Below are 22070 nucleotides of genomic sequence, written 5' to 3'. Positions count from 1 at the left end.
GGAACCCGCCGATCATGGAGCAGCAGCGCGGAAGCGGTCAGGTCGAGTTCGTGCACCGCAGCTGGCCCGCCGATCCCGAGCAGCTCTCCGCCATCCGGCACGAGCTGGCCCGCTGGCTGGCCCCGCTGCGGCTCACCGAGGTCGAGACGGCCGACGTCGTCCTCGCCGTCGACGAGGCCGCGGCGAACGCGGTCAGCCACGCCTACGCGCCGGGTGAGGCCGGCTCGGTCGAGCTCACGCTGTGGACCGAACCGGGACCCGAGCCCGGGCACTCCACCCTGTCCATCGAGATCGTCGACCACGGCAGCTGGCAGCCCCCCGCCGAACGGCCCAGCGAGGGCGGCCGCGGTATCCCGCTGATGACCACGATGTCGGAGTCCGTGCTCATCCACTACGACGAACGGGGCAGCCGGGTGCTGCTGCGGCACCGGATCCCTGACCCGGCGTAACCGCCGGTACGCCCGCTCGTTCAGGGGGTATGGGGCGCGCGGGGGTCTTCGTCGGGGTCACGGCAGCACTGATCGCCGGGCTGGCGGTGGTGCCGGCCGCGGCGGCGCCCGCCGAGCAGCCCGACCATCCGGTGCCCTACGGCTTCTCGGCGGCGCTGGCGGCCGGGCTCGCGGCGCCGGGCTCCGACCCGCCCGGGGCCAACGTCGACTGCGAGCCCAGCGCCGAGCATCCCGACCCGGTCGTGCTGGTGCACGGGCTGAGCGCGTCGAAGACCACCAACTGGCAGACGATGTCGCCGCTGCTCGCCAACGCCGGCTACTGCGTCTACGCCCTGACCTACGGCGTCCCCGAGGGTGCCCCGTTCCCGCGCGACCAGTTCGGCGGGTTCACCCGCATGGAGGACAGCGCCGCGGAACTCGAGGCGTTCGTCGACGAGGTGCTCGCCGAGACCGGCGCGGAGCAGGTCGACCTCGTCGGGCACTCCGAGGGCACGATCATGCCGCAGTACTACCTGCAGTTCCTGGGCGGCGCGGCGGAGGTCGACGACTACGTGGCCGTCACCCCGCTCTACGACGGCACGCTCGCCGACCCGGTGCCCTTCGCGCTGGTGGCCGACGGCCTCGCCCTGCGCGACCCGGTCGGCGGCGTGGTCGAGGTGGCCTGCGAGTCCTGCCCGCAGCTGGTCGCCGGCTCGGACTACGTCGAGCGGATGAACGCCGAGGGCGCGAACGTCGACGGGGTGACCTACACGACCGTGATGACCCGCTACGACCAGCTGGTGATCCCCTACACCAGCGGTGAGCTCGACGGCGCCACGAACATCGTCGTGCAGGACGGCTGCGAGGCCGACCTCTCCGACCACCTCTCGATCATCGCGACCGAGCGGACCGGCCAGATCATCCTCAACGCGCTGGGCCCGGAGAAGGCCAGGGACCTGCCCTGCGGCCCCTCCCTGCCGCTGCTGGGCAACGAGCTCTGACATCCGGCGCCGTCGGAACAGCACTACGGCTCCGAAGTGCGGAGCAGGGCCCACAGGGAGTCGACGTGCTCGCGTCGCGTCGCCACCGCGCCGATCGCCACGCGGATCACGTAGCGGCCCTCGACCACGGTGTGGGTCAGCAGCGCACGGCCCGAGGCGTTGACGCGGTCGAGCAGCGCCCGGGTGGCGTCGTCACCCGCGTCGAGGCGGAAGCACACCAGCGAGAGCGACCGCGGGGCCGCGAGGGTGAACCCGGGCTCCGCGACGATCCGGGACTCCAGCTCCGCGGCCAGCGCGACGTGGCCGCGCAGGTGCGCGCGCAGGCCGTCGAGGCCGTGCCCGTGGAGCACCGACCACAGCTTCAGCGCGCGGAAGCGCCGACCCAGCGGCACCTGCCAGTCGCGGTAGTCGACCACGGCGCCGGAGTCGCTCGCGCCGTCGCGCAGGTACTCCGGTGTGATCGACAGGGCGTCCGGGAGCGCGCGGGCGTCGCGCACCCACAGCAGCGACGCGTCGAACGCGGTGAGCAGCCACTTGTGGGCGTCGGTGCAGAACGAGTCGACCAGCTCCACGCCGTCGAGCAGGTCGCGGTGCTCCGGGCACAGGGCCGCCACGCCGGCCCACGCGGCGTCGACGTGCACCCACACGCCGTGCGGGCGGGCGGCCAGGGCCACCGCGCGCACCGGATCGACGGCCCCGGTGCCGGTGGTGCCGACCGTGGGGCAGACCAGCACCGGCACCAGCCCCGCGGCGACGTCCTCGGCGAGCAGCGTCGCCAGCGCGTCCGCCGACATCGCCTGCGAGCCGGGTGAGGGCGCCACGACGCGCAGCGCGCGGTCCCCGAGCCCGGCCACCCGCACCGCCTTGGCCAGCGACGAGTGCGTCTCGGCGGTGACGTAGACCCGTTCGCGCCCGTCGACGCCGTCCGCCCGCCACCGACCGCCCGAGGCGCGGTGCAGGGCGGCGAGCAACGCCACCAGCGCCGCCGAGGACGCGGAGTCCTGGATGCAGCCGCCCCCGCCACCGTCGAAGCGGAAACCGGGGTCGAGCCCGAGCGCGTCGGCGAGACCGTCGAGCAGGACCTGCTCCACCTCGGTGGCCGCGGGCGAGGTGGACCACAACATGCCCTGCACGCCCAGCCCGCCCGAGAGCAGGTCGCCGAGCACCGAGTGCAGCGAGGCGTTCGCCGGGAAGTACCCGAAGAACCCCGGCGACTGCCAGTGCGTGGTGGCCGGGACGACCACCCGGTCCAGCTCGCCGAGCAGCACCTCGAACGGCTGCGGACGCTCGGGCAGCCCGGTATCCAGCCGGGCGCGCACCCAGCCGGGCTCGACGCCCGCGCGCACCGGCCGGTCACCGACCCCCGCGCGGTAGGCCGCCACCCAGTCCACCACCGCGCGGCCGAGGCGGCGGAACTCCTCCGGGTCGAGATCGGCCATCAGAACCGGTCCCGCAGCCAGCCGGTGACCAGGTCGAGCGCCTCGGGCGCGAGGGTCGTCTCGATCGTGCCGTACTCGGTGACGTCGCCGGTCTCCGTCGGCTGCATGAGGTGGTTGAGGCCCGGGAGGGTGACGACGGTGGCGTCGGGGTTGCCGGCCAGCAGCGCGCGCATCGGCGCCTCGCTCTGGCCCGGCGGCACCTGCAGGTCGCGCTCCCCGAAGAACGCCAGCACCGGTACCCGCAGCGCGGACAGCGACGGGGCGGGGTCGTGCAGCAGGAACGGGATCAGGGCGAGCTGCGCCTCGACCTGGGCATCGAGCTGGTCGTCGGCCGGGCGCTGCCCGGGCGGCAGCGCGGTCAGCGTCTCGCGGGCCAGCGCGCGGGCCCCGTCCAGGTCGCCGGCCCGGGCCAGGTCCACGAGCTCGCGCACGTACGCCTCCTGCGTGGCCAGCTGCTCGGGCGGCACCCCGGCCTGCGCGCCGATCAGCTGCTGCTGGCGCACCACCACCTCCTCGCCGGACACCGCGGGCCCGGCCATCGCGATCACGAACGCGACGTCGGCCGGCGCCAGCTGCGCGGCCAGCGGCGCGATGTACCCGCCCTCGCTGTGCCCGAACAGCCCGACCCGTGCCGGATCGACGTCCGGGTGGCCGCGCAGGAGGGCGACACCGGCGAGAGCGTCGCCCGCGAGGTCGGTGTAGTCGGCCTCGTCGAGGCGTCCGGTGGACCCGCCCACCCCGCGGTCGTCGGTGCGCAGCACGGCGTACCCGGCGCGGGTCAGGGTGTCGGCGAGCAGCAGGAACGGCTTGTGGCCCGCGATGGTCTCGTCGCGGTCCTGCGCGCCGCTGCCGGTGATCAGCGCGATGCCCGGGTGCGGGCCGTCGCCGTCGGGGAGGGTGAGCGTGCCGGCCAGCGTGACGTCGCCGCTGGTGAGGGTGACGTCCTCGCTGCGGTACGGGAACGGCGGCTGCGGCTCCTGCGGGCGGGCCGGAGCGGCGACGGTGCCGCGGGTCAGCGTGAACGGCAGCGTCCGCCCGGCCTGGTCGTAGGCGCCCGTGAGGCGGTCACCGTCGAGGGTGCCGCGGAACGAGACGTCCCCGGGCAGGCCGGGCACCGTGAACGTGACCGCCGTTCCCTCGGTGCGGACCTCGGCCAGCGGGACGCCGGTCAGGCCCTGGGCGGGGACGTCGAGGGTGCCGCCGTCACCGGCGAACGTCACGCCGATCTCCAGCGGCGCGCCCGGCACCTCGATGGTGCCCCGCCAGTCGCCGTCCAGGCCCGCCGGTGGCGGCGCCGCCGGGGGCGGCGCGGCGCACGCGGCGAGCAGCAGTAGGGCCAGCAACCCGGTGATCATCCCCCGCATCGGCCCCACGCTAGTGCCGTGCCCCGGGCGGGAGGCTCGCAGGCGTGATGGCCCGTGCGGCGAGCGCCCCCCGAGCAGGTGGTGAGGGTCACGCCGGTTCGGGGCGACGGATCCGGCGTCCGGGGAGCATCGTCGGGCGGTGACCACCGACGCGCGCAGGGCCGAGGTCGACGACGCCGTCTCCGGCGGGCGTGCCCGGCTGCGGTTGCTGCAGGCGGCCGCGCTGACCAGCACCTGCGACCGGTTCGCGATCGCGCCGCTGCTGGTCGTCATCTCGCTGGACCTCGGAGCACCGCTCGCCGCCGTCGCCGCGGTCGCCAGCGGGTACTTCCTCGCCTACGGCCTGATGCAGCCGGTGTGGGGGCTGGTCAGCGACCGGATCGGCCGCGTGCGCGTGATGCGGCTGGCGCTGCTCGGCGCCGCGCTCGCTGGGGTGGGCTCGGTGCTGGCGCCGAACCTGGCCGTCCTGGGTGTCACCCGCGCGGTCGCGGGCGGCTGCTTCGCCGCGCTGATCCCCTCGACGCTGGTCTACGTCGGCGACGCCTGGCCGATCTCGGTGCGGCAGCGCCCGCTGTCGGACGTGCTCGCCGCGTCCTCGCTCGGCATCGCGCTGGCCACCGCGGGTGCCGGGCTGCTCGCCGACATCGTCGGGTGGCGTGCGGTGCCCGCGGTGACCGCGGCGGCCGCGCTGGTGCTGTGGGTCGCGCTGCGGCGGCTGCCCGAGCCCGACCGGGTCCTCGCCACCGGCAACCCGTGGCTGTCGCTGCGCGGTGTCGTGCGGTCGCGGTGGGCGCTGGCCGTGCTGGGGCTCGCGTTCGTCGAGGGCGTCGTCGTGCTCGGGGTGCTGACCTACCTCGCGCCCGCGGTGCAGTCGCTGGGCTCCAGCGCGACGGTCGCCGGGCTGGTCGCGGCCGCCTACGGGGTCGGGGCGTTCGGGTTCTCCCGGCTGGTGCGCAGCCTCGTCGGGCGGGTGTCGCCTGCCGGGCTCGCCGCGATCGGCGGGGGGTTCCTGGTGGCGGCGTGGGCGGTGCCCGCGGTCGCGGTGAGCATCGTGACGGTCACCGCCGCCGGGCTGCTGATCGGCGGCTCGTGGGCGTTCCTGCACTCCACGCTGCAGACCTGGGTGACCGAGGTCGTGCCGGGGGAGCGGGCCACCGCGGTCGCGCTGTTCGCCGCGACGCTGTTCCTCGGCAGCGCGGCCGGCACCGCGCTGTTCGCTCCGCTGGCCGGCGCCGGGGCCTTCGGCCCGATGTTCCTGGTGGCGCTGGTGGCCGCGGTCCCGCTGGCCGTCCTGTGCGTGCTGGGCCGCGCGGCGTACGCCCGCACCTGAGCCCCGACCCATCGGGCACGGCGGCGGGCGAGGTCTTGCGGGTCGGTGACGGATCCCGGGCCTCCGCGTCGGCACCCGCCCGGGCTGTGATCATGGCCGGGTGAGCACGATCATCCCGACCGGCCTGCGGCGCGAGACGCGTTTCGATCTCCTCGCCGTCGCGGGCGTCGCCGCCCTGGTCGTCGCCGCCGCGGTCGTGGGCGAGCACCTCAAGGCCGGGGGCACGGACATCGTCCTGGGCTTCCCGCCGTTGCTGGCCACCTGGGAGCCGCACGTGGGCCCGGGGACGCCCGCGGCCGTCGCCGTCGCGGTACTGGTGGTGACGCGCGGGCCCGCGGTGGCCCAGCGCCTGGCGTGGCGGCCGCTGCTGCTGACCGGCTACGGGGTGTCGGTGCTCTGGACGGCCTCGCTCGCCCTCGTCGACGGGTGGTCCCGCGGCGTCGTGGGCCGGCTGACGAGCATCCACGAGTACCTGACAGACGTGCCGCGGGTGACCGACATCCCGCAGATGCTGCAGACGTTCTCCGAGTTCATCCTCCCCGGCCCCGACACGTGGGTGACGCACGTCGGCGCGCACCCGCCGGGCATCTTCCTGTTCTACGTGTGGCTCGATCGCGTCGGGTTGGGCGGGGGCGGGCCCTCCGGGATCGTCACGCTGCTGCTCGGGGCGTCGGCGGGGGTGGCGGTCGTGGTGGCGCTGCGGGCGCTGGGCGAGGAACGGACGGCGCGCGCCGTGCTGCCGTTCGCGGTGCTGTTCCCCGGCGCGGTGTGGGTCGGGGTGTCGGCCGACGGCCTGTTCGCCGCGGCGCTGGCGTGGGGCACCGCGCTGGTGGCGGTCGCGGCTGGCGGTGGCGCGCGCGCCGCATGGGCGTGGGCGTTCGCCGGGGGGGCGTTGCTCGGGTGGTGCCTGTACCTGTCCTACGGCCTGGTGCTCGGCGGGCTGCTGCCGTTGGCGGTGCTCGCGGTGACGCGCGACCGGACGGCCCTGCTGTGGTCGGCTGCGGGGGTGCTGGCGATCGGCGCCGCCTTCACGGCGAGCGGCTTCTGGTGGTTCACCGGGTTCGAGCGGGTGCAGGTGATCTACGCGCTGAGCGTGGCGCAGAGCCGGCCCTACACCTACTTCCTGTGGGCCAACCTGGCCGCGCTGGCCATCGCCGTCGGCCCGGCCGTGGTCGCCGGGCTGCGCAGGCTCGCTGCGGCGCCCCGGTCGCTGCCGCTCCTCGCGGCGGTCCTCGTCGCGGGCGGACTCGCCGCGATCGTGCTCGCCGACGTCTCCGGGCTGAGCAAGGCCGAGGTGGAACGGATCTGGCTGCCGTTCGGGATCTGGCTGGTCGTGGCCTGCGCGCTGCTGCCGCGGGCCCGCATGTGGCTGGCGGCCCAGGCCGGGCTCGCGCTGGCCGTGAACCACCTGCTGTTCACCGTCTGGTGAGAACGGAATGGGATCGACGGGCCCCGCGCGCGGGGGACTGCGCACCGGTCCGGTGACCCCGGTGCCGGTGCCGAACCGACATCGTGGACGGCGTGGTCACGGAATCGCCGGCGCGGCGCACCCGTGGATGTCGTGGGCGGCGTACGGATTCTCCGAATCCGGGACGGGCGACCACATCGAGCGGGTGCGCGGGGTCCGGTCGGGCGGTACCGACCACGAGTTCGCGATCCGCGAGCCGGGCGGCGCGGTGGTCGGCGGCCGTTCGATGGCGGTCCGAATGGATCGGGGGTGGGCGGAGGTCGGCTACCGGTTGCATCCCGCGCACACCGCAAAGGGCTACGCCGCCTCGGCAGTTGCCGCATTGGCTACCGAGGCGTTCCGGATCGGGACAGATCGGGCGGCGATCCTGAGCGACGTGGCCGACGATCGCAGCGGCGCATCACCGTGCCGCGTCGGATCCGCCGAGGTGTCGCCGCGCCGATCACACGGGGATGAGCAGGTCAGGACGTGGTCCGGCGAGTGCCCGCCCCGCGCCGGACTAGTGGTTCTGGTGGTAGGCCTCGAGCACGTTGGACGGGATCCGGCCCCGCTCCGAGATCTTCATGCCCTGTTGCTGCGCCCATTCACGAATGGCCTGGTTCTGCTCGCGGTCGGTGCCGGCCCGGGACGGGCCGGTCGACGCAGAACCCCCGCGCCGGGTGCTCCCGCTGCGGCGGGCGGCGGAAACGAACGGAGCGAGCGCGTCGCGCAAACGGGAGACATTGGCCGCGGAGAGGTCGATCTCGTAGGCCTTGCCGTCGATCGCGAACTCGATCTGCTCGTCGGCCTCGGAACCGTCGATGTCGTCGACCAGCGTGATCGTTGTCTGCTTCGCCACGTACGTGCCTTTCTCGGGGTTCTGCGGGTACCACGGTTCGCCCGGATGAACGGGGATGTGGGGGAAGGCCATTTCCTGACCCGACGATAAACGATGCCCATACCGATTGTCGATCCGGGTCGGGGAACCGGTGACTCACGAGGGAATGCGGGGCCGGTATCGGAATGGCTCGGAGGTCTCTCGATGGTTGAGGTACCGTGGCGGCCGTGGACGGAGATCGCGACGAGCTGGTCCGGCTGCTGCAGGCCTACGCCGGGGAGGCCGAGCGGTTGAGCCAGGTCTTCGCCGACCGGCACCACATGCACGTCACCGACCTCTACGCGCTGCTCGCGGTGATGCAGGCCGACCGGGCGGGTCACCCGCTCACACCGGGACGCCTCGGTGCGCACCTCGGGCTGTCCTCGGGAGCCACCACCGCGGTGATCGACCGGCTGGAGCGGGTCGAGCACGTGCGCCGGGCACGCGACGACCGGGACCGCCGCCGCATCACGCTGCACTACGGCCGGGCCGCCGAGCGCGTCGGCACGGCGTTCTTCGGCCCGCTCGGGGCGAGGATGGACGAGCTGCTCGACCGCTACGACGACGCCGAGCTGGCGGCGGTGCGACGGTTCCTCGCCGACACCAACGCGATGGTGCGCGCCTACCGCGCCGAGGTCACGGGCGTCGCCGTCGAGTGAGGCGGCGGGCCGCGTGCCCGATCCGCTCCCAGCGGCCCGGTGGCGCCACGTCGATCGGAACCGGTGCGGTGCCGGGGGCCGGCGGCAGGGCCACCTCGATCTCCCCGCCGAGCCGGAACCCGGGGGCCAGTCGCAGGTCGTCCCCGCTCCAGAAGCGGCCGGGGTCGTACCAGCCGGCCCTGCGGTGGCGCGGCAGCAGGCCCATCTCCTCGTAGGCCAGCGCGACGACCTCGGCGCAGTACGCGGTCTCCAGCGCCGCACCGCCGCCCTGCGCCTCCCGCCACGGCGGCGCGGGCGTGCGGCCCCACAGCCACCGGCCGGTCAGCCGCGCCGTCGACGGGAACGGGGTGCCGTCGAGGCGGGCGACGGCCCGCAGCGCCCCGTCCTCCTGCTCGGCCCCGACCGGTCCCTCCAGCTGGCGCATCCATCCCCGCTGCCCGTAGCGGTGGCCCCACTGCAGCACCGCGTCGCGCATGTCGTGCAACTGCACGCCGCGCTGGTGGGTGCCGGTCCACAGGTCCAGCAGCGAGCGGCCGAGCTCGGCGTGGAACAGCATCGGCGGCAGGTCGTCGACCACGACGGCCATGCCGACGTGGTTGACCGGGGCGTTGGTCAGGCCGCGGATGGCGCGGTCGGCGCCGCTGTGGCCGCGGAACACCCAGATGTCGCCGGTGCGGGCCAGCTCGCACGCGCGGTCGAGGCTGAGCACGTTGGAGGATCTGCCGGCCACGGCCGGTACCGTAGCCGGATGCGCTGGTGGAAGCTGATCGGACTCGCCGGCCTCGCGGGGGTGGCGGCCACCGGGGTGGTCACCGCCCGGGCCGAGCGCAGGCGCCAGGCCTACACGCCCGACGAGATCCGGGCCCGCCTGCACTCCCGCGCCGCGCAGGCCGGCGCCGCCGACCGCCCGACCGGCGAGGTGCCCACCCGCTGATCAAGGGCAGACGGTCGTCCGGGGTGATCCACAAGCCGCCATCTGGCCTTGATCGCCGGGTCGGGGCGGCGCCCCGCGTCGACCCGGCCGTGGTCAGTGGTTCGCCGTCGCGGCCACCAGCTGCTCGGCGAAGCGCTCCCGCGCGGACGCCGCCCGCGTCGGCACATGCTCGGTGGGTACGTCGGTGGGGGTGTAGCCGCGCAGGATGCGCCTGGCGACGGTCGCCTTGTGCACCTCGTCGGGGCCGTCGTAGATCCGGGCGGCGCGGGCGGCCCGGTACATCTCCTCCAGCGGCAGGTCGCCGGAGAAGCCCAGCGAGCCGTGCACCTGGATCGCGCGGTCGATCACGTCGTGCAACACCTTCGCACCCCAGTACTTGATCATGCCGATCTCCAGGCGGGCGCTCGACGCCCCCACCTGGTCCATCGTCCAGGCCGCGTGCAGGGTGAGCAGACGCGCGGCCTGCATCTCCGCGGCCGACGTGGCCACCCAGTCCTGCACCATCTGCTTCTCGGCCAGCGTCGAGCCGTGGGTGTGGCGGCTGACCGCGCGCTCGCAGAGCATGTCGAACGCGCGGCGGGACTGGCCCAGCCAGCGCATCGCGTGGTGGATGCGTCCCGGACCCAGGCGCTGCTGCGCGAGCCGGAACCCGTCGCCGGGGTTGCCCACGAGGTTCTCCCTCGGCACCCGCACGCCCTCGTAGAGCACCTCCGCGTGCCCGCCGTAGAGCTCGGGGGAGCGGGTGGGATGGTCCATCACCGGGATGTCGCGCACGATCGTCACGCCGGGCGTATCGACCGGCACGATGATCATGGACGATCCCTGGTACGGGGAGACGTCCGGGTCGGTCACGCACATGACGATCAGGAAGTCGGCCACCCGGGCGTTCGACGAGAACCACTTGTGGCCGTCGATCACGTACTCGTCGCCGTCGAGGACGGCGCGGGTGGACAGCAGGGTCGGATCGGCGCCCGCGCCCGGCTCGGTCATCGAGAAGCAGCTGCGCAGCTCGCCCCGCAGCAGCGGGTGCATCCAGCGCTCCTGCTGCTCGGGGGAGCCGCCGATCGCGAGCAGCTCGGCGTTGCCCGAGTCCGGGGCCTGGTTGCCGAACACCCCCGGCGCGTACCGGCACTGGCCCAGGATCTCGTGCATCAGGCCCAGCCTGACCTGCCCGAACCCGCCGCCGCCCAGCTCCGGGGGCAGGTGCGCCGCCCACAGGCCCCGCTCCTTCACCTGCTCCGAGAGCGGGGCGGTGATCCGGGCGAACGTCGCGCGGTCCAGGTCGAGGGTCTCCAGCGGGATGATCTCCTCGCGGACGAACCCCCGCATCCACGCCAACTGCGCCTCGAACTCGGGTTCGGTCGAGAAGTCCCACGCCATGATCTGTGCGCCTCCGCGTCGTCGACGGCGGGCGCGGCCCGGTGATCGACCGCCCCTGCGGCCATCGTGCCCCGGACGGTGCGGCCACGCTCCGCCGCGCCCGGTCGGCCCGCATCCACCTGCGCGTAGCCGGGCCGCGACAGATGTGCGGGTGCGGTCCGCGCGCCGGGTGGCGGTTCGCGCGCCGGGCTGCCGCTCGCGCGCTGCCCGCAGCGTGCGAGCGACGGGTGGGTGCGCGAGCGACGGGTGGGTGCGCGAGCGGCGGGTGGGTGCGCGAGCGGCGGGTGGGCGCGCGAGGCGGCGGGTGGGCGCGCGAGGCGGCGGACGGTTCGGGTACCGGGTGGCGGTCGGCGTGCTGGGTGGCGGTCGGCGTGCGGGTGGTGGTTCGCGCGCCGGGTGGCGGTTCGCGCGCCGGACTGCTGCTCGCGCGCTGCCGGCAGCGCGCGAGCGACGGGTGGGTGCGCGAGGCGGCGGGCGGTTCGGACACCGGGTGGCGGTCGGTGTGCTGGGCTGTGGTTCGCGTGCCGGGCTGTGGTTCGCGCGCTGCCGGCAGCCCCCGACCAGTACGCCCGGCTCGTCGGGCGTGGCTGGAGCCACGAGCGCGTCGAGGCCTGGTTCGCGGGGCGGCTGCGCGACCTGCTGCACCGGACCGGCTGACCGACCTCCGGCGTGCGGAGCGCCGCCACGGCGGGAGATGCTGTCGGCGTGGACCACTGCATCGAGCCCCTGACGCCGGTGTCCTTCCTCGACCGGGCGGCCGCGGCGCACGGCGACCGCACCGCCGTCGTCGACGGTGAGCACCGCTTCACCTACACCGAGCTGCACGAGCGCTGCCGGCGTCTCGCCGGCGCGCTGGCCCCGCTCGCGCACGGGCGGCCGGTCGCGGTGCTCGCGCCCAACACCCACGTGCTGCTGGAGGCCAACTTCGGCGTGCCGTGGGCGGGGGTGCCGCTGGTCGCGGTGAACACCCGGCTCTCGGCGGGCGAGGTGGCCTACATCCTGGGCCACTCGAACTCCTCGGTGCTGGTGCACGATCCCGTCTTCGACGACCTGGTGGACGAGGTGTGCGCGTCGATGGACGCACCGCCGCACCGGATCCGGGCGGGCGCGCAGTACGAGGCGCTGCTGGCCGACGCGTCACCGGCCGCGTACGTCGTCGACGACGAGCGCGGCCTGCTCTCGATCAACTACACGTCCGGGACCACGGGCAGGCCGAAGGGCGTGATGTACCACCACCGCGGCGCGTACCTGCAGGCGCTGGCGATGGTCGGGCACACCGGGCTCACCCCGAGCGCGGTGCACCTGTGGACGCTGCCGATGTTCCACTGCAACGGCTGGTGCTTCCCGTGGGCGGTCACCGCGGCCGGGGCCACCCACGTCTGCCTGCCCCGCGTCGACCCGGCCGAGGTCTGGCGGCTGATCCGCGAGGAGGGCGTCACGCACCTCAACGGGGCGCCGACGGTACTGTCGATGCTGGCCTACGCGAAGGAGGCGGAGCCGCTGACCGGCCCGCCGGTGAAGGTCGCCACCGGAGGCGCTCCGCCGAGCCCCGCGATCCTGCGCCGGATGGGCGAGCTCGGGTTCGACGTCACCCACCTCTACGGGCTCACCGAGACGTTCGGGCCGGTGATGATCTGCGACTGGCGGCCCGAGTGGAACGGCCTCGACGCCGGCGAGCAGGCCCGGCTCAAGGCGCGCCAGGGCGTCGGGAACATGATCTCGTGCGCGGTTCGTGTGGTCACCGACGGCGGCGCCGACGTGCCGCGCGACGGCGCGTCGGTCGGGGAGATCGCGCTGCGCGGCAACAACGTGATGCTCGGCTACCTGGACGACCCCGAGGCCACCGCGGCGGCGATCCCGGACGGCTGGTTCCGCACCGGCGACCTGGGCGTGATCCATCCCGACGGCTACGTGGAGCTGCGCGACCGCAGCAAGGACGTGATCATCTCCGGCGGCGAGAACATCGCCTCGGTGGAGGTCGAGCAGGCGATCGCCGACCATCCCGCCGTGCTGGAGGTCGCCGTGATCGCCGTGCCCGACGAGAAGTGGGGCGAGGTCGCCGCCGCGTACGTCACGCTGCAGGACGGGGCGAGCGCCAGCGAGGAGGAGATCATCGCGCACGTGCGCGAGCGGCTGGCGCGATTCAAGGCGCCGAAGACGGTGACGTTCACCGACCTGCCGAAGACCTCCACCGGCAAGATCCAGAAGTTCGTGCTCCGTGACGAGGCCTGGAAGGGGTCGGCGAACCGCATCGGGTGAGCGACGCCACCGGCGCACCCGCGGGCCGATCGGCGAGGATCGGGCGGTGACCCGGACCGGGCGGGCGTGCCTGCACGTGATCGCGCTCGACCTGCCCGGCGTCGGGGTGGGCGAGGCGGCCCGCCGGCTCGCCCACCGCGCGCGGGTCACCGCGTGGGCGGGGGACTGGTCGACCGGGGGTCTGGTGACCTGCGACCCGGTCCCGGCGCAGGCGATTGCGGCGCAGGGGTTCCCGGCGCAGGGGTTCCCGGCGCGGGGGTTCCCGGCGCTGCCCGCGGTGGCGCCCGACCCGGCGTGGCCCGACGCCGTGGGCGGCGGCTGGTTCGGCTACCGCACCTTCGCCGGCACCGACTCGTGGGCGTACTACCGCGACCTGCTGCGCTTCGACGGCACCGGCTGGTGGTACGAGGCCCTGCTCGGCGACGGGTTCGACGCCGCCGCGGCCCGCAGGCGGGCGGACGAGCTGGTCGCCGACCTGCGTACCCCGGCGCGGGTCGTGCCTGCGCGGCTGGAGGTCACCGCGTTCCCGGAGGCCCGCGCGCACGTCGTCGCCGTGGAGCGGTGCGTGCAGGCGATCCGGCGCGGCGAGATCTACCAGGCCAACATCGCCTGCCACGTGCACGGGCGGCTGCACGGCTCCCCGCACGACGCGTGGGCCCGGCTGGTGCGGGCGCACGCCCCGGCGCGGGCCTGCCTGGTCGCCGACCCCGACCTCACCGCGGTGAGCGCGAGCCCGGAGCTGTTCCTGCGCCGCCGCGGCGCGATGGTCGACACCGCGCCGATCAAGGGCACGCGCCCGCGCACCGGCGGCCCGGCCGACCGCGTCGAGCGCGCGCGGCTCGCCGCGTCGGCGAAGGACGCCGCCGAGAACGTCATGATCGTCGACCTGATGCGCAACGACCTCGCGCGCGTCTGCGCGTCGGTCACGGTGCCGCGGCTGCTGGCGATCGAGCCGCACCCCGGGGTCTGGCACCTGGTCTCGACGGTGCGCGGCACGCTCGACCCCGGCCGCGGTGACGCCGAGCTGCTGGCGGCGACGTTCCCGCCCGGATCGGTCACCGGGACGCCCAAGATCCGCGCGCTCGAGCTGATCGCCGAGCTGGAGCCCGAGTCGCGGGGCCTGTTCACCGGCACGCTGGGGTACCTGAGCCCGCTGGCCGGGACCGAGCTGGCGGTGGCGATCCGCACGCTGGAGGTGGCGCCGGGCGGCACGGCCCGCCTCGGCGTCGGCGGCGGCGTCACCGTCGACTCGACGCCCGCCGAGGAGTGGGCCGAGTGCCGCACCAAGGCCGCGCCGCTGCTCGCGGCGCTCGGCGCGCGGCCGTGGCCGGACGGGCCGGGGGACAGCGAGCTGGCCCGCTCCGGGCACGGCCTGTTCGAGACCCTGCTCGCCGAGGGCGGCCGCCCTCGGCGGCTCGCCGAGCACGTGCGGCGGCTGCAGGCGTCGTTCGTCGAGTGCTACGGGCAGCCGCTGGACGCCGACGTGCCCGCCGCGGTGACCGCAGCACTCGCCGCCCGGGCCGGGCCGCGACCCGCGCGGGCCGGGCTCGCGGTGCGCGCCGGCCCGCCCGGGTGCCGGCCGGGGCCCGACGGTGCGCGGGCCGGGGCGACGACCCGCGCGGATCGGGCGCCGGCCGGGGCCACCACCGGGCGCGCGGGCACCGCGCGGGTGCGGGTGGACGCCGCGCCCGACGGGCGGCTGCGGGTGGCCGTCACCCCGTTCGATCCGGTGCCGCTCGCCGACCAGCCCGGCCTGGTCCTCGTGCCGCACCGCCTCGGCGCGGCGGGCGCCCCGCGGCACAAGTTCGCCGACCGGGCCTGGATCGACGCGATCGAGGCGTCCCTCGCGCCGGGCGAGGCGGCGCTGCTCGTCGACGAGCGCGACGTCGTGCTGGAGTCGACGCGGGCCTGCGTGGCCGCCGTGCTCGGCGGGCGGGTGACCACGCCGCCGCTGGATGGCCGGATCCTGCCCGGCACCGCCCGCCGCGCCCTGCTCGACGCCCTCGACGCCGCCGGCCTGTCCTACGACCTGCGCGCCCCGGCGCTCGGCGAGCTCGCGGGCGCCGGCGGGGTGTTCCTGGTCAACGCGCTGCGCGGGGTGCAGTGGGTGCGGGCGGTGCCGGGCGCGGCGTGGACGGCGGCGGACCCGGTCGCCGTCCGGGCCGCCGCGCTCCTCGGCGCCGACCGGGGGTGAGCCGTCGGGGCCGGGGGCCGCTCAGGTCTGCTCGGGCCCCAGTTCGGCGGTGAACTGGTCGACGAACCCGCGCCACGACGGCACCGGCGCGCCCGGGCGCACCACGAACTTCGTCAGTCCCACCTCGACGAACGCCCGCACCTGGATGCGTGCGGCGGCCCAGCCGTCGGCCACGAGCAGGGCCGGGTCGACGTCCGGGCGGCGCTGCGCGGCGCGGGCCAGCGCCGCGTCGCGGTCGGCGTCGGCGGTGCCGGGCGGGAGCACGACGATGTTGGTGCCGTAGTGGTCGGCCTCGATCTCGCGGCCCGCGTCGGCGGCGGCCGACTCGACACCCACGCGGCACCGCTGCGCCTCCGCGGGCGTCACGAACGCGCCTAGCCAGCCGTCGGCGAGGCGCCCGATCCGGCGCAGCCCGGCCGGGGCGCGCCCGCCCAGCCACAGGTCCAGCGGGCGCGCCGGCCGTGGCCCGACCGACGCGTCGTCGAGGTGGAAGAAGCGGCCGTGGTGGGTGACCGACGGTTCGGCGAGCAACCGGCGCAGGACGACCAGCGCCTCGTCGAAGAGGGCGGCGCGCTCGCCGTCGGGCACCGGGTACAGCCCGCGGTCGCGCGCTCCGGCGGCGCGGACGCCGAAGACCGGCAGGATCCGCTTCGGCGCCAGCGCGGCGAGCGATGCGAGCTGTGCGGCGACCAGCATCGGGTTGCGCCCGGGCAGCACGATCACCCCGGCGCCGAGCTTGAGGTCCCGGGTGCGGCCGGCCGCGTAGGCCAGCCCGATCAGCGGGTCGACCTCGTCGGAGGAGGCGAAGTCGGGCAGCCAGATCGAGTCGACGCCCGCCGCCTCGCAGGCGTCGACGTACTCCCCGAGGTCGCCGTGCGGTACGGAGCCGAGCCCGATGCGGACCTTCACCGGGCCAGCCGTTCGGGGCCTCGGTCGGCGACGGGACGGGCATCGTGTGTGGTCACGCTCCGACGGTAGCCCGGCGACGGCGCCGCTACGGGGCATCGTGTCGTGGGCAACCGCCCAACGGTGTGGCCGCTGCCCCGTTGACGCCTCGCCCGGGACCCCGCCGATGCCCGCTCCTGGACTTCGTCGGCCTCGATGATCGGTGTGTGGGCAGCAGGAGGGCGGCCCGGACCACACGGAACTGGCGCCCGCGGAGATCACCCGCTGCCGGGCCCTCCACGCGGTCACCCACCTCGCCGGGTACCGCCGCTCGACCTCCGTCCACGCACCACGCGCCAGAGCACCGCGACACCGGCCACCACACACACCAGCCCGATCACCAGCCACGACCGGGAACCGGTCATGAAGCTGCCGGGCAGCACGCCCGCGCCCTGCAGCGTCCACACCGCGCCGATCACCACGAGCAGCGCCCCGACGGCCGGTCCCACCATGCGTGTCATGCGCCGATCATGCTCGCCCCCGCCGGTGTTCGCGGCACCGCACAGGCATCGTGGTGGCCGCACCGATGTCCCGACGCCCGTGCGGTGGACACGGTGCCGGTGCGGTGGACACGGCAGCGGGCCTGCGTGCTCGTGCGCCTGCGCCCCGGCGGGGTGTTCGACACCCGGTAGAAGTTCTCGGCGCGGGGTCCGGCATCCTGGACGGCGTGAGTGCACCGGTGCTGACCCCGCCCGCCGCCGCCCGCCTGTTCCGGATTGTCGCGATCGCGGAGGCCTGCTCGTGGGTCGGGCTGCTGCTCGGCATGCTGTTCAAGTACGTGCTGACCGGAAACGACGTCGGGGTGACGGTGTTCGGCCCGATCCACGGCGCGCTGTTCGTCGCCTACGTCCTGATCACGCTGCTGGCGGCGCGGGTGCTGCGCTGGGATCTGCGCACCCTCGTGCTCGCGCTCGCGGCGAGCGTCCCGCCGCTGGCCACGCTGTGGTTCGAGCGGTGGGCACGCCGAACGGGGCGGCTCGCTCAGCCGTCGTCGGCGCCCATCGCCCGGTAGGCCGGACGCAGCAAGTCGCGCACCGACCCGCCGCGCACCGCGATCGGGAACTCGGGCACCTGGTCCAGGAGCGCGTCGGACGGGATCGACGGGCCGGCCGGCTGCTCGCCCAGCCCCGGGCCTACGGTGAAGAACCCGTCGAGCACGTCGGCGAGCGGCGCGACACCGGACCCGCCGGGGGAGGCGGCGGCCCGGCGGGTGCGCAGGTCGTCGAGCAGGGTCTCCCGGTCGCGGCCGCGCAGGGCGAGGATCTGGAACGGGTCGGCGTCGAAGCGCTCGGCCAGCACGTAGAACACGGCGGCGAGATGCTTGCAGGGCACCGCAAAGTCGGGGCAGGTGCAGTCCATCACCAGGTCGCGGGCGGTGGCCGGGAACAGGCTCAGCCCGGCGCGGTCGAAGACGTCCTCGATCTCGCGTGGCATCTCCCCGGCGAGCAGCGCGGCCGCGTAGGAGGCGTCGGCGGCGAGCGCGTCGGTGACCGCGCCCCACTCGGCCTTGCCGAAGGCGGGGATCCCGATGCGGGCCCGGTACGGCTTGGGCCGGCTGCCCTGCACCTGCGCGACGGCGCCGCCCGCGTCGACGTCGAGCGAAACGATCTGCCCGGCCCGGGCGTAGCTCCGGCCGCGGGACAGGCGCCCGCCGATGCCGAGCGACTCCAGCATCGCGATGAACCGCCCCGACCACCAGGTACGCGCGACCTTGCCCCGGGTGCTCGAGATCTGGATGCCACCCTCGACGCGGCGGGGACGGGCGCTCTCCTCCCGCCACCAGAACGGGTCCGGTTCGTCAGCCATCGACGTCCTCCAGAGCTTCGGACCCCAAGGTGAACACCTGGCGCAGTGACTCGGTGGACAGCTCGGTGAGCCAGCCCTCCCCGTCACCGACGACCATCTCCGACAGCGCCTTCTTCTTCGTGATCATCTCGTCGATGCGCTCCTCGACGGTGCCGGGGCAGACGAACTTGCGCACCTGCACGGTGCGCCGCTGCCCGATCCGGAACGCCCGGTCGGTGGCCTGGTTCTCCACGGCCGGGTTCCACCAGCGGTCCAGATGGACGACGTGGTTGGCCGCGGTCAGCGTGAGCCCGGTGCCGCCCGCCTTGAGCGACAGCAGCAGGACCGGGGCTCCCTCGCCGGCCTGGAAGTGCGCCACCATCTCGTCGCGCCGCTTCTTGGGCGTGCCGCCGTGCAGGTAGGCGACGTCGGTGTCGAACCGCGCCGAGAGGTGCGGCACCAGCATGTGGCCGAACTCGGTGAACTGGGTGAAGCAGATGACGCGGTCGCCCTCGTCGAGGATCTCGCCCAGCACCTCCTGCAGTCGGATGATCTTGCCGGACCGGCGGCCGATGGCGGTGCCGTCGTGCAGCAGCTGCGCCGGGTGGTTGCAGACCTGCTTGAGTTTGGTCATGGCGGCGAGGACGTTGCCGCGGCGCTCGATCCCGTCGGAGTCCTCGATCTTCTCCATCATGTCGTCGACGACCGTGCGGTACAGCGACGCCTGCTCGCGGGTGAGCCGGTAGTGCTGGGTGATCTCGATCTTCTCGGGCAGGTCGTCGATGATCGTGGGGTCGGTCTTGACGCGGCGCAGCAGGTAGGGGCGGGTGACGCGGCGGAGCAGCTCGGCGGCCTCGGTGTTGCCGTGCCGCTCGACCGGGATCGCGTAGCGGGCGACGAACCGCTCGGACGTGCCGAGCAGGCCCGGGTTCAGCACGTCCATCACCGACCACAGCTCGGACAGGCGGTTCTCCACCGGCGTGCCGGTGAGCGCCACCCGGTGCCCGGCGACGAAGCGGCGCACGGCCTGCGCGTGGACCGACCGGCTGTTCTTGACCGCCTGCGCCTCGTCGAGCACCAGGCGGTGCCAGGCGACCGGCTCCAGCTCGCCCGCGTCGCGGGTGGCGGTGGCGTAGGTGGTGACGACGAGGTCGGCGGCCGCGATCGCCTCCGCCAGCTCGGGCCCGTGTGGGCGACCGGGGCCGTGCTGGGCGTGCACCCGCAGCGACGGGGCGAAGCGGGCGGCCTCGCGCTCCCAGGTGCCGACCAGCGACATCGGGCAGAGCAGGAGCGTCGGGCCCGGGTCGGAGTGCTGCCGCTCGTGGGTCTCCAGCGCCAGGAGCTGGACCGTCTTGCCCAGGCCCATGTCGTCGGCCAGGCACGCGCCCAGGCCCAGCTCGGCGAGGAACGCCAGCCACGCGACTCCGCGGGCCTGGTAGGGCCGCAGGTCGGCGAGGAACCCGGGCGTGGGCGGGATCGGGGCCAGCGCGCGCTCGGCGTGGCCGGCGAGCAGGTCACCGATCCAGCCGTCGGTGTGGATGGCGGTGACGGGCAGCGGGGTGTCGCGGTCGTCGGGGTGCTGCTGGGCCAGGGCGAGCACCTCGGCGGCGGTGGGTGCGGCACCACCCCGGCGCTTCCGGGCCTTCTTCAGGAACTCCAGCCCGGCCGCGAGCCGCTCGGCGTCGACGCTGACCCAGCGTCCGCGCAGCCGCACCAGCGGCGCCTTCGCCGCCACCAGCTCGGTGATCTCCTCCTCGGACAGCTCCTCGTCGCCCACCGCGATCGACCAGCGGAAGTGCGCCAGCTCCTCCCGGCCCAGCCCGCCGCGGGTGAGGACCCGGTCGGTGGGGGTGCTGCGCGCGGACAGCGACAGGCCGACCGACCGCGTGCCGTCCCAGCCGGCCGGGAGCTGCACGCCGAACCCGGCGCCGACGAGCAACGCGGCCTCCGCGGTGAGGAACCGGTGCGCGCCGCCCATGTCCAGCTCGTGGCGGGCGGGCCGCGCCTGGCGCAGCGCGCCGGCCAGCGACGGGACGACCTGCGCGGCCCGGCCCAGCTCGGCGAGCAGCAGTTCCTGGGGCTCGGCGAGCAGCCGGTCGGCCGCGCCGTCCCACACCTGCTCGGCGGGCACCTGCAGGCTCGGGTCGGCGGCGGACTGCAGCAGGAACTGCAGCACCCAGCGGGTGCCGTCGCCGGTCTGGTCGTCCGGGTCGTCCGCCGGGTCGGACGGGTCGTGCAGCGTGCGTTCCTCGACCAGCCGGAAGCTGGCCCGGCCGTCGCCGGTGGGGGCGGTGCCGAACGCGTCCCAGGCGGCCAGCGCCGCGGCCACGTCGGCGAGCTCCCGGGGAGCGGTGTCGACGTGGGCGTCCGGGGTGAGCAGGGCGGCCAGCCAGGTCTCGGTGGCCGGTGCCGCCGTGCGGCGCGGTGGGGCGATCGTGATCGGTTCCGGGGCGCGGGCGAGCCGGTCGCGCACAGCCGTGTCGACCAGCACGGCGAGCGCGTCGGCGACCAGCGCCTCGGGATCGGGGCCGGTCGGCTCGGTGCGGGTGCCGGTGTGCTCCGCGCGTGCGACCGGGGGCATGGCGCGGGCGAGAGCGTCGACGGCGACCGCGTCGAGGCCCTGCACGACCGGCCGCCAGCGGGCCTCGGGATGGGGGACGGGCCCGGTCAGGGTGGGCAGGACGCGACCGCGGCGGGCGAGGTCGGCGGCCAGCGCGGCCACGGCGCGCAGGTGCGCGACAGACGCGCCGTAGCGCACCTCCTCGACCGGGTCGGCCAGCTCGGCGACGTCGACGACCAGCGCAGGCACCGACCACGGCCGCAGCGCAGGCTGGGCACGTGAGGCCGGCTCCCGGGCCCGGATCAGCTCCGGCGAGCTCACCGGCCCGCCCGGGCGCGACGGGAGCAGCAGCGTGATGTTCGTGGGCTTGCCGGGGTGCAGGGCCGAGAGCGCGGCGGAGGGCACCGCGAACGGGTGCGGGCGGGCGGAGCGCAGCGACCGGCTCGACGACGTGGCCGGTCGCTCGCCGTCCTCGGCCCACAGCAGCACCCCGCGACCGGGGGACCAGAGGGCGTGGACGGCGAGCACGGGGACCACCCTACGAACGCACCCCGACAGAACTGCCGCCCGCCGCCCGGCGCTCGCCGTCCGTGCACGGGCGCGCGGCCGGCGGTGGGCACCGGCTCGTCCCGCGGTCGGGAGCGTGATCGTCGAACGGGAACGGTGGGGCGTGTGTGGCGCGGTGGACGGTTCCGATCCGACGATCGTCGGTGCGGGTGCGGGTGCGGGTGCGGGTGCGGGTGCGGGTGCGGGTGCGGGTGCGGGTGCGGGTGCGGGTGCGGGTGCGAGTGCGGGTGCGCCCCGCGCTGCGCCGGGCGGACGGCAGTGATCGACGTCGGGGAACATCCGGGCGTGTGTCGAGCGGTCGGCGGCCCCGGCCCCGGCCCCGGCCCCGGCCCCGGCCCCGGCCCCGGCCCCGGCCCCGGGCGCGCGGGCCGGTGCCTCGGCTCGGCGGGGGCGGTGCCGTGGTCGGGCACCGGTGATCACCGCCTCGGAACACGGGGCCGGCCCGGCGCGGTGTGGCGGACGACGCCCCCTGGTCCCGACCCCGGCCCGGACGACGACGGCAGGCGGATAGGTGCGGCGGTGATCGCCCATCCGGAACGCCGGGGCGTGTGTGGCGCAGTTGCGGGTTCCGGTCCGCCGATCATGCGGCGCCCGCCGGGCATGCCGCGTGTCAAGGGACACGCCGACAGCGGCGCCCGCCGGGCATGCGGCGCTCGCCGGGCATGCGGCGCTCGCCGATTACGCTGCGCCCGGCCACGCGCCGCCCGGTCCCGCGACCGCCCCGCCGGGGCGCGCCCGCATCTCCCGCAGCCGTGGTCGCCCGCGCCCGGTCGCCTACGCGCCGGTCACGCCGCGCGCCGGTCGCCCGCGCGCCGCTCACGTCGCGCGCCGGTCGGCCGCGCGCCGGTCACGTCGCGCGCCGGTCACGTCGCGCGCCGGTCACGCCGCCCCCGCGCCGGTC

General features: G+C 75.5%; 19 protein-coding genes and 1 pseudogene. 11 read left to right on the top strand and 9 right to left on the bottom strand.

What is annotated here, in order from left to right:
* Positions 1 to 14 precede the first annotated feature (14 nt).
* Both Q1K26_RS18970 and Q1K26_RS18965 read left to right on the top strand, forming a co-directional pair.
* Entirely contained in the window at positions 15 to 449 is a 435-nt protein-coding gene (locus tag Q1K26_RS18970) for an ATP-binding protein (protein ID WP_300014590.1), read from the top strand.
* Positions 450 to 478: 29 nt separating this feature from the next.
* Entirely contained in the window at positions 479 to 1429 is a 951-nt protein-coding gene (locus tag Q1K26_RS18965) for an alpha/beta fold hydrolase (RefSeq protein WP_300014586.1), read from the top strand.
* Positions 1430 to 1452: 23 nt separating this feature from the next.
* Here Q1K26_RS18965 and Q1K26_RS18960 read toward each other — a convergent pair whose 3' ends face one another.
* Together Q1K26_RS18960 and Q1K26_RS18955 are read right to left on the bottom strand one after the other, a co-directional pair.
* The gene (locus Q1K26_RS18960) at positions 1453 to 2868 is read right to left on the bottom strand and encodes a pyridoxal-dependent decarboxylase (RefSeq protein WP_300014583.1); all 1416 of its coding nucleotides are present in this window, start codon (positions 2866 to 2868) and stop codon (positions 1453 to 1455) included.
* On the bottom strand, positions 2868 to 4232 hold the full coding sequence (locus tag Q1K26_RS18955) for an alpha/beta fold hydrolase (protein WP_300014580.1): 1365 nt from the start codon (positions 4230 to 4232) through the stop codon (positions 2868 to 2870). The genes Q1K26_RS18960 and Q1K26_RS18955 overlap by 1 nt, the downstream gene beginning before the upstream one ends.
* A 139-nt stretch (positions 4233 to 4371) precedes the next feature.
* Here Q1K26_RS18955 and Q1K26_RS18950 point away from each other — a divergent pair, with 139 nt between their 5' ends.
* From Q1K26_RS18950 to Q1K26_RS28815, 3 genes and pseudogenes are all read left to right on the top strand, one after another.
* Positions 4372 to 5562, top strand: coding sequence for an MFS transporter (locus tag Q1K26_RS18950; protein WP_300014577.1), 1191 nt, complete (start codon positions 4372 to 4374; stop codon positions 5560 to 5562).
* A 100-nt stretch (positions 5563 to 5662) separates the two neighbouring features.
* Entirely contained in the window at positions 5663 to 6991 is a 1329-nt protein-coding gene (locus Q1K26_RS18945) for a hypothetical protein (RefSeq protein WP_300014574.1), read from the top strand.
* A gap of 7 nt (positions 6992 to 6998) precedes the next feature.
* Positions 6999 to 7388 (top strand): annotated as a pseudogene (locus Q1K26_RS28815) (GNAT family N-acetyltransferase); the annotation flags it as partial.
* A 141-nt stretch (positions 7389 to 7529) separates the two neighbouring features.
* Here the strand turns inward: Q1K26_RS28815 and Q1K26_RS18940 are convergent.
* Entirely contained in the window at positions 7530 to 7868 is a 339-nt protein-coding gene (locus tag Q1K26_RS18940; RefSeq protein WP_300014611.1) for an Lsr2 family protein, read from the bottom strand.
* Positions 7869 to 8074: 206 nt separating this feature from the next.
* Here Q1K26_RS18940 and Q1K26_RS18935 point away from each other — a divergent pair, with 206 nt between their 5' ends.
* Positions 8075 to 8545: a MarR family transcriptional regulator gene (locus Q1K26_RS18935; protein WP_300014571.1), complete on the top strand. Its 471-nt coding sequence runs from the start codon at positions 8075 to 8077 to the stop codon at positions 8543 to 8545.
* On the opposite strand, the gene Q1K26_RS18930 is transcribed toward Q1K26_RS18935, so the two are convergent.
* Positions 8523 to 9275, bottom strand: a complete 753-nt coding sequence (locus Q1K26_RS18930) for a hypothetical protein (protein ID WP_300014569.1) — start codon at positions 9273 to 9275, stop codon at positions 8523 to 8525. The two genes, Q1K26_RS18935 and Q1K26_RS18930, sit on opposite strands and share 23 nt — an antisense overlap.
* Before the next feature lie 18 nt (positions 9276 to 9293).
* Here Q1K26_RS18930 and Q1K26_RS18925 point away from each other — a divergent pair, with 18 nt between their 5' ends.
* Positions 9294 to 9479: a hypothetical protein gene (locus tag Q1K26_RS18925; protein WP_300014566.1), complete on the top strand. Its 186-nt coding sequence runs from the start codon at positions 9294 to 9296 to the stop codon at positions 9477 to 9479.
* Between the two features lie 93 nt (positions 9480 to 9572).
* Here the strand turns inward: Q1K26_RS18925 and Q1K26_RS18920 are convergent, their stop codons facing one another.
* Entirely contained in the window at positions 9573 to 10859 is a 1287-nt protein-coding gene (locus Q1K26_RS18920) for an acyl-CoA dehydrogenase family protein (protein WP_300014563.1), read from the bottom strand.
* A 531-nt stretch (positions 10860 to 11390) separates the two neighbouring features.
* Here Q1K26_RS18920 and Q1K26_RS18915 point away from each other — a divergent pair.
* The 3 genes from Q1K26_RS18915 to Q1K26_RS18905 are packed head-to-tail and all read left to right on the top strand — an operon-like array spanning position 11391 to position 15312.
* Positions 11391 to 11516, top strand: a complete 126-nt coding sequence (locus Q1K26_RS18915; RefSeq protein ID WP_300014560.1) for a hypothetical protein — start codon at positions 11391 to 11393, stop codon at positions 11514 to 11516.
* 48 nt (positions 11517 to 11564) lie between these two features.
* Positions 11565 to 13118 (top strand): acyl--CoA ligase family protein, encoded by a 1554-nt coding sequence (locus tag Q1K26_RS18910; RefSeq protein ID WP_300014557.1) that lies wholly within the window; start codon positions 11565 to 11567, stop codon positions 13116 to 13118.
* A gap of 46 nt (positions 13119 to 13164) precedes the next feature.
* Positions 13165 to 15312 (top strand): chorismate-binding protein, encoded by a 2148-nt coding sequence (locus tag Q1K26_RS18905; RefSeq protein ID WP_300014555.1) that lies wholly within the window; start codon positions 13165 to 13167, stop codon positions 15310 to 15312.
* 21 nt (positions 15313 to 15333) lie between these two features.
* On the opposite strand, the gene Q1K26_RS18900 is transcribed toward Q1K26_RS18905, so the two are convergent.
* Positions 15334 to 16221, bottom strand: a complete 888-nt coding sequence (locus tag Q1K26_RS18900) for a TIGR03854 family LLM class F420-dependent oxidoreductase (RefSeq protein ID WP_300014552.1) — start codon at positions 16219 to 16221, stop codon at positions 15334 to 15336.
* A 281-nt stretch (positions 16222 to 16502) separates the two neighbouring features.
* Complete coding sequence (locus Q1K26_RS18895) at positions 16503 to 16718, bottom strand: hypothetical protein (RefSeq protein ID WP_300014549.1); 216 nt, start codon at positions 16716 to 16718, stop codon at positions 16503 to 16505.
* A gap of 206 nt (positions 16719 to 16924) precedes the next feature.
* Here Q1K26_RS18895 and Q1K26_RS18890 point away from each other — a divergent pair, with 206 nt between their 5' ends.
* Positions 16925 to 17269 carry a DUF3817 domain-containing protein gene (locus Q1K26_RS18890; RefSeq protein WP_300014546.1) on the top strand — a complete coding sequence of 115 codons (345 nt, stop codon included), beginning with the start codon at positions 16925 to 16927 and terminating at the stop codon, positions 17267 to 17269.
* On the opposite strand, the gene Q1K26_RS18885 is transcribed toward Q1K26_RS18890, so the two are convergent.
* Both Q1K26_RS18885 and Q1K26_RS18880 read right to left on the bottom strand, forming a co-directional pair.
* Positions 17239 to 18063, bottom strand: a complete 825-nt coding sequence (locus Q1K26_RS18885; RefSeq protein WP_300014543.1) for an SWIM zinc finger family protein — start codon at positions 18061 to 18063, stop codon at positions 17239 to 17241. The two genes, Q1K26_RS18890 and Q1K26_RS18885, sit on opposite strands and share 31 nt — an antisense overlap.
* Positions 18056 to 21130 carry a DEAD/DEAH box helicase gene (locus Q1K26_RS18880; RefSeq protein ID WP_300014540.1) on the bottom strand — a complete coding sequence of 1025 codons (3075 nt, stop codon included), beginning with the start codon at positions 21128 to 21130 and terminating at the stop codon, positions 18056 to 18058. The genes Q1K26_RS18885 and Q1K26_RS18880 overlap by 8 nt, the downstream gene beginning before the upstream one ends.
* Between the last annotated feature and the right edge of the window lie 940 nt (positions 21131 to 22070).

This window comes from Pseudonocardia sp. (genome assembly GCF_029263155.1).
Lineage (GTDB): Bacteria > Actinomycetota > Actinomycetes > Mycobacteriales > Pseudonocardiaceae > Pseudonocardia.
The sequence above is the reverse complement of the archived record's forward strand: the minus strand, read 5'-3'. Positions and strand labels throughout refer to the sequence as shown.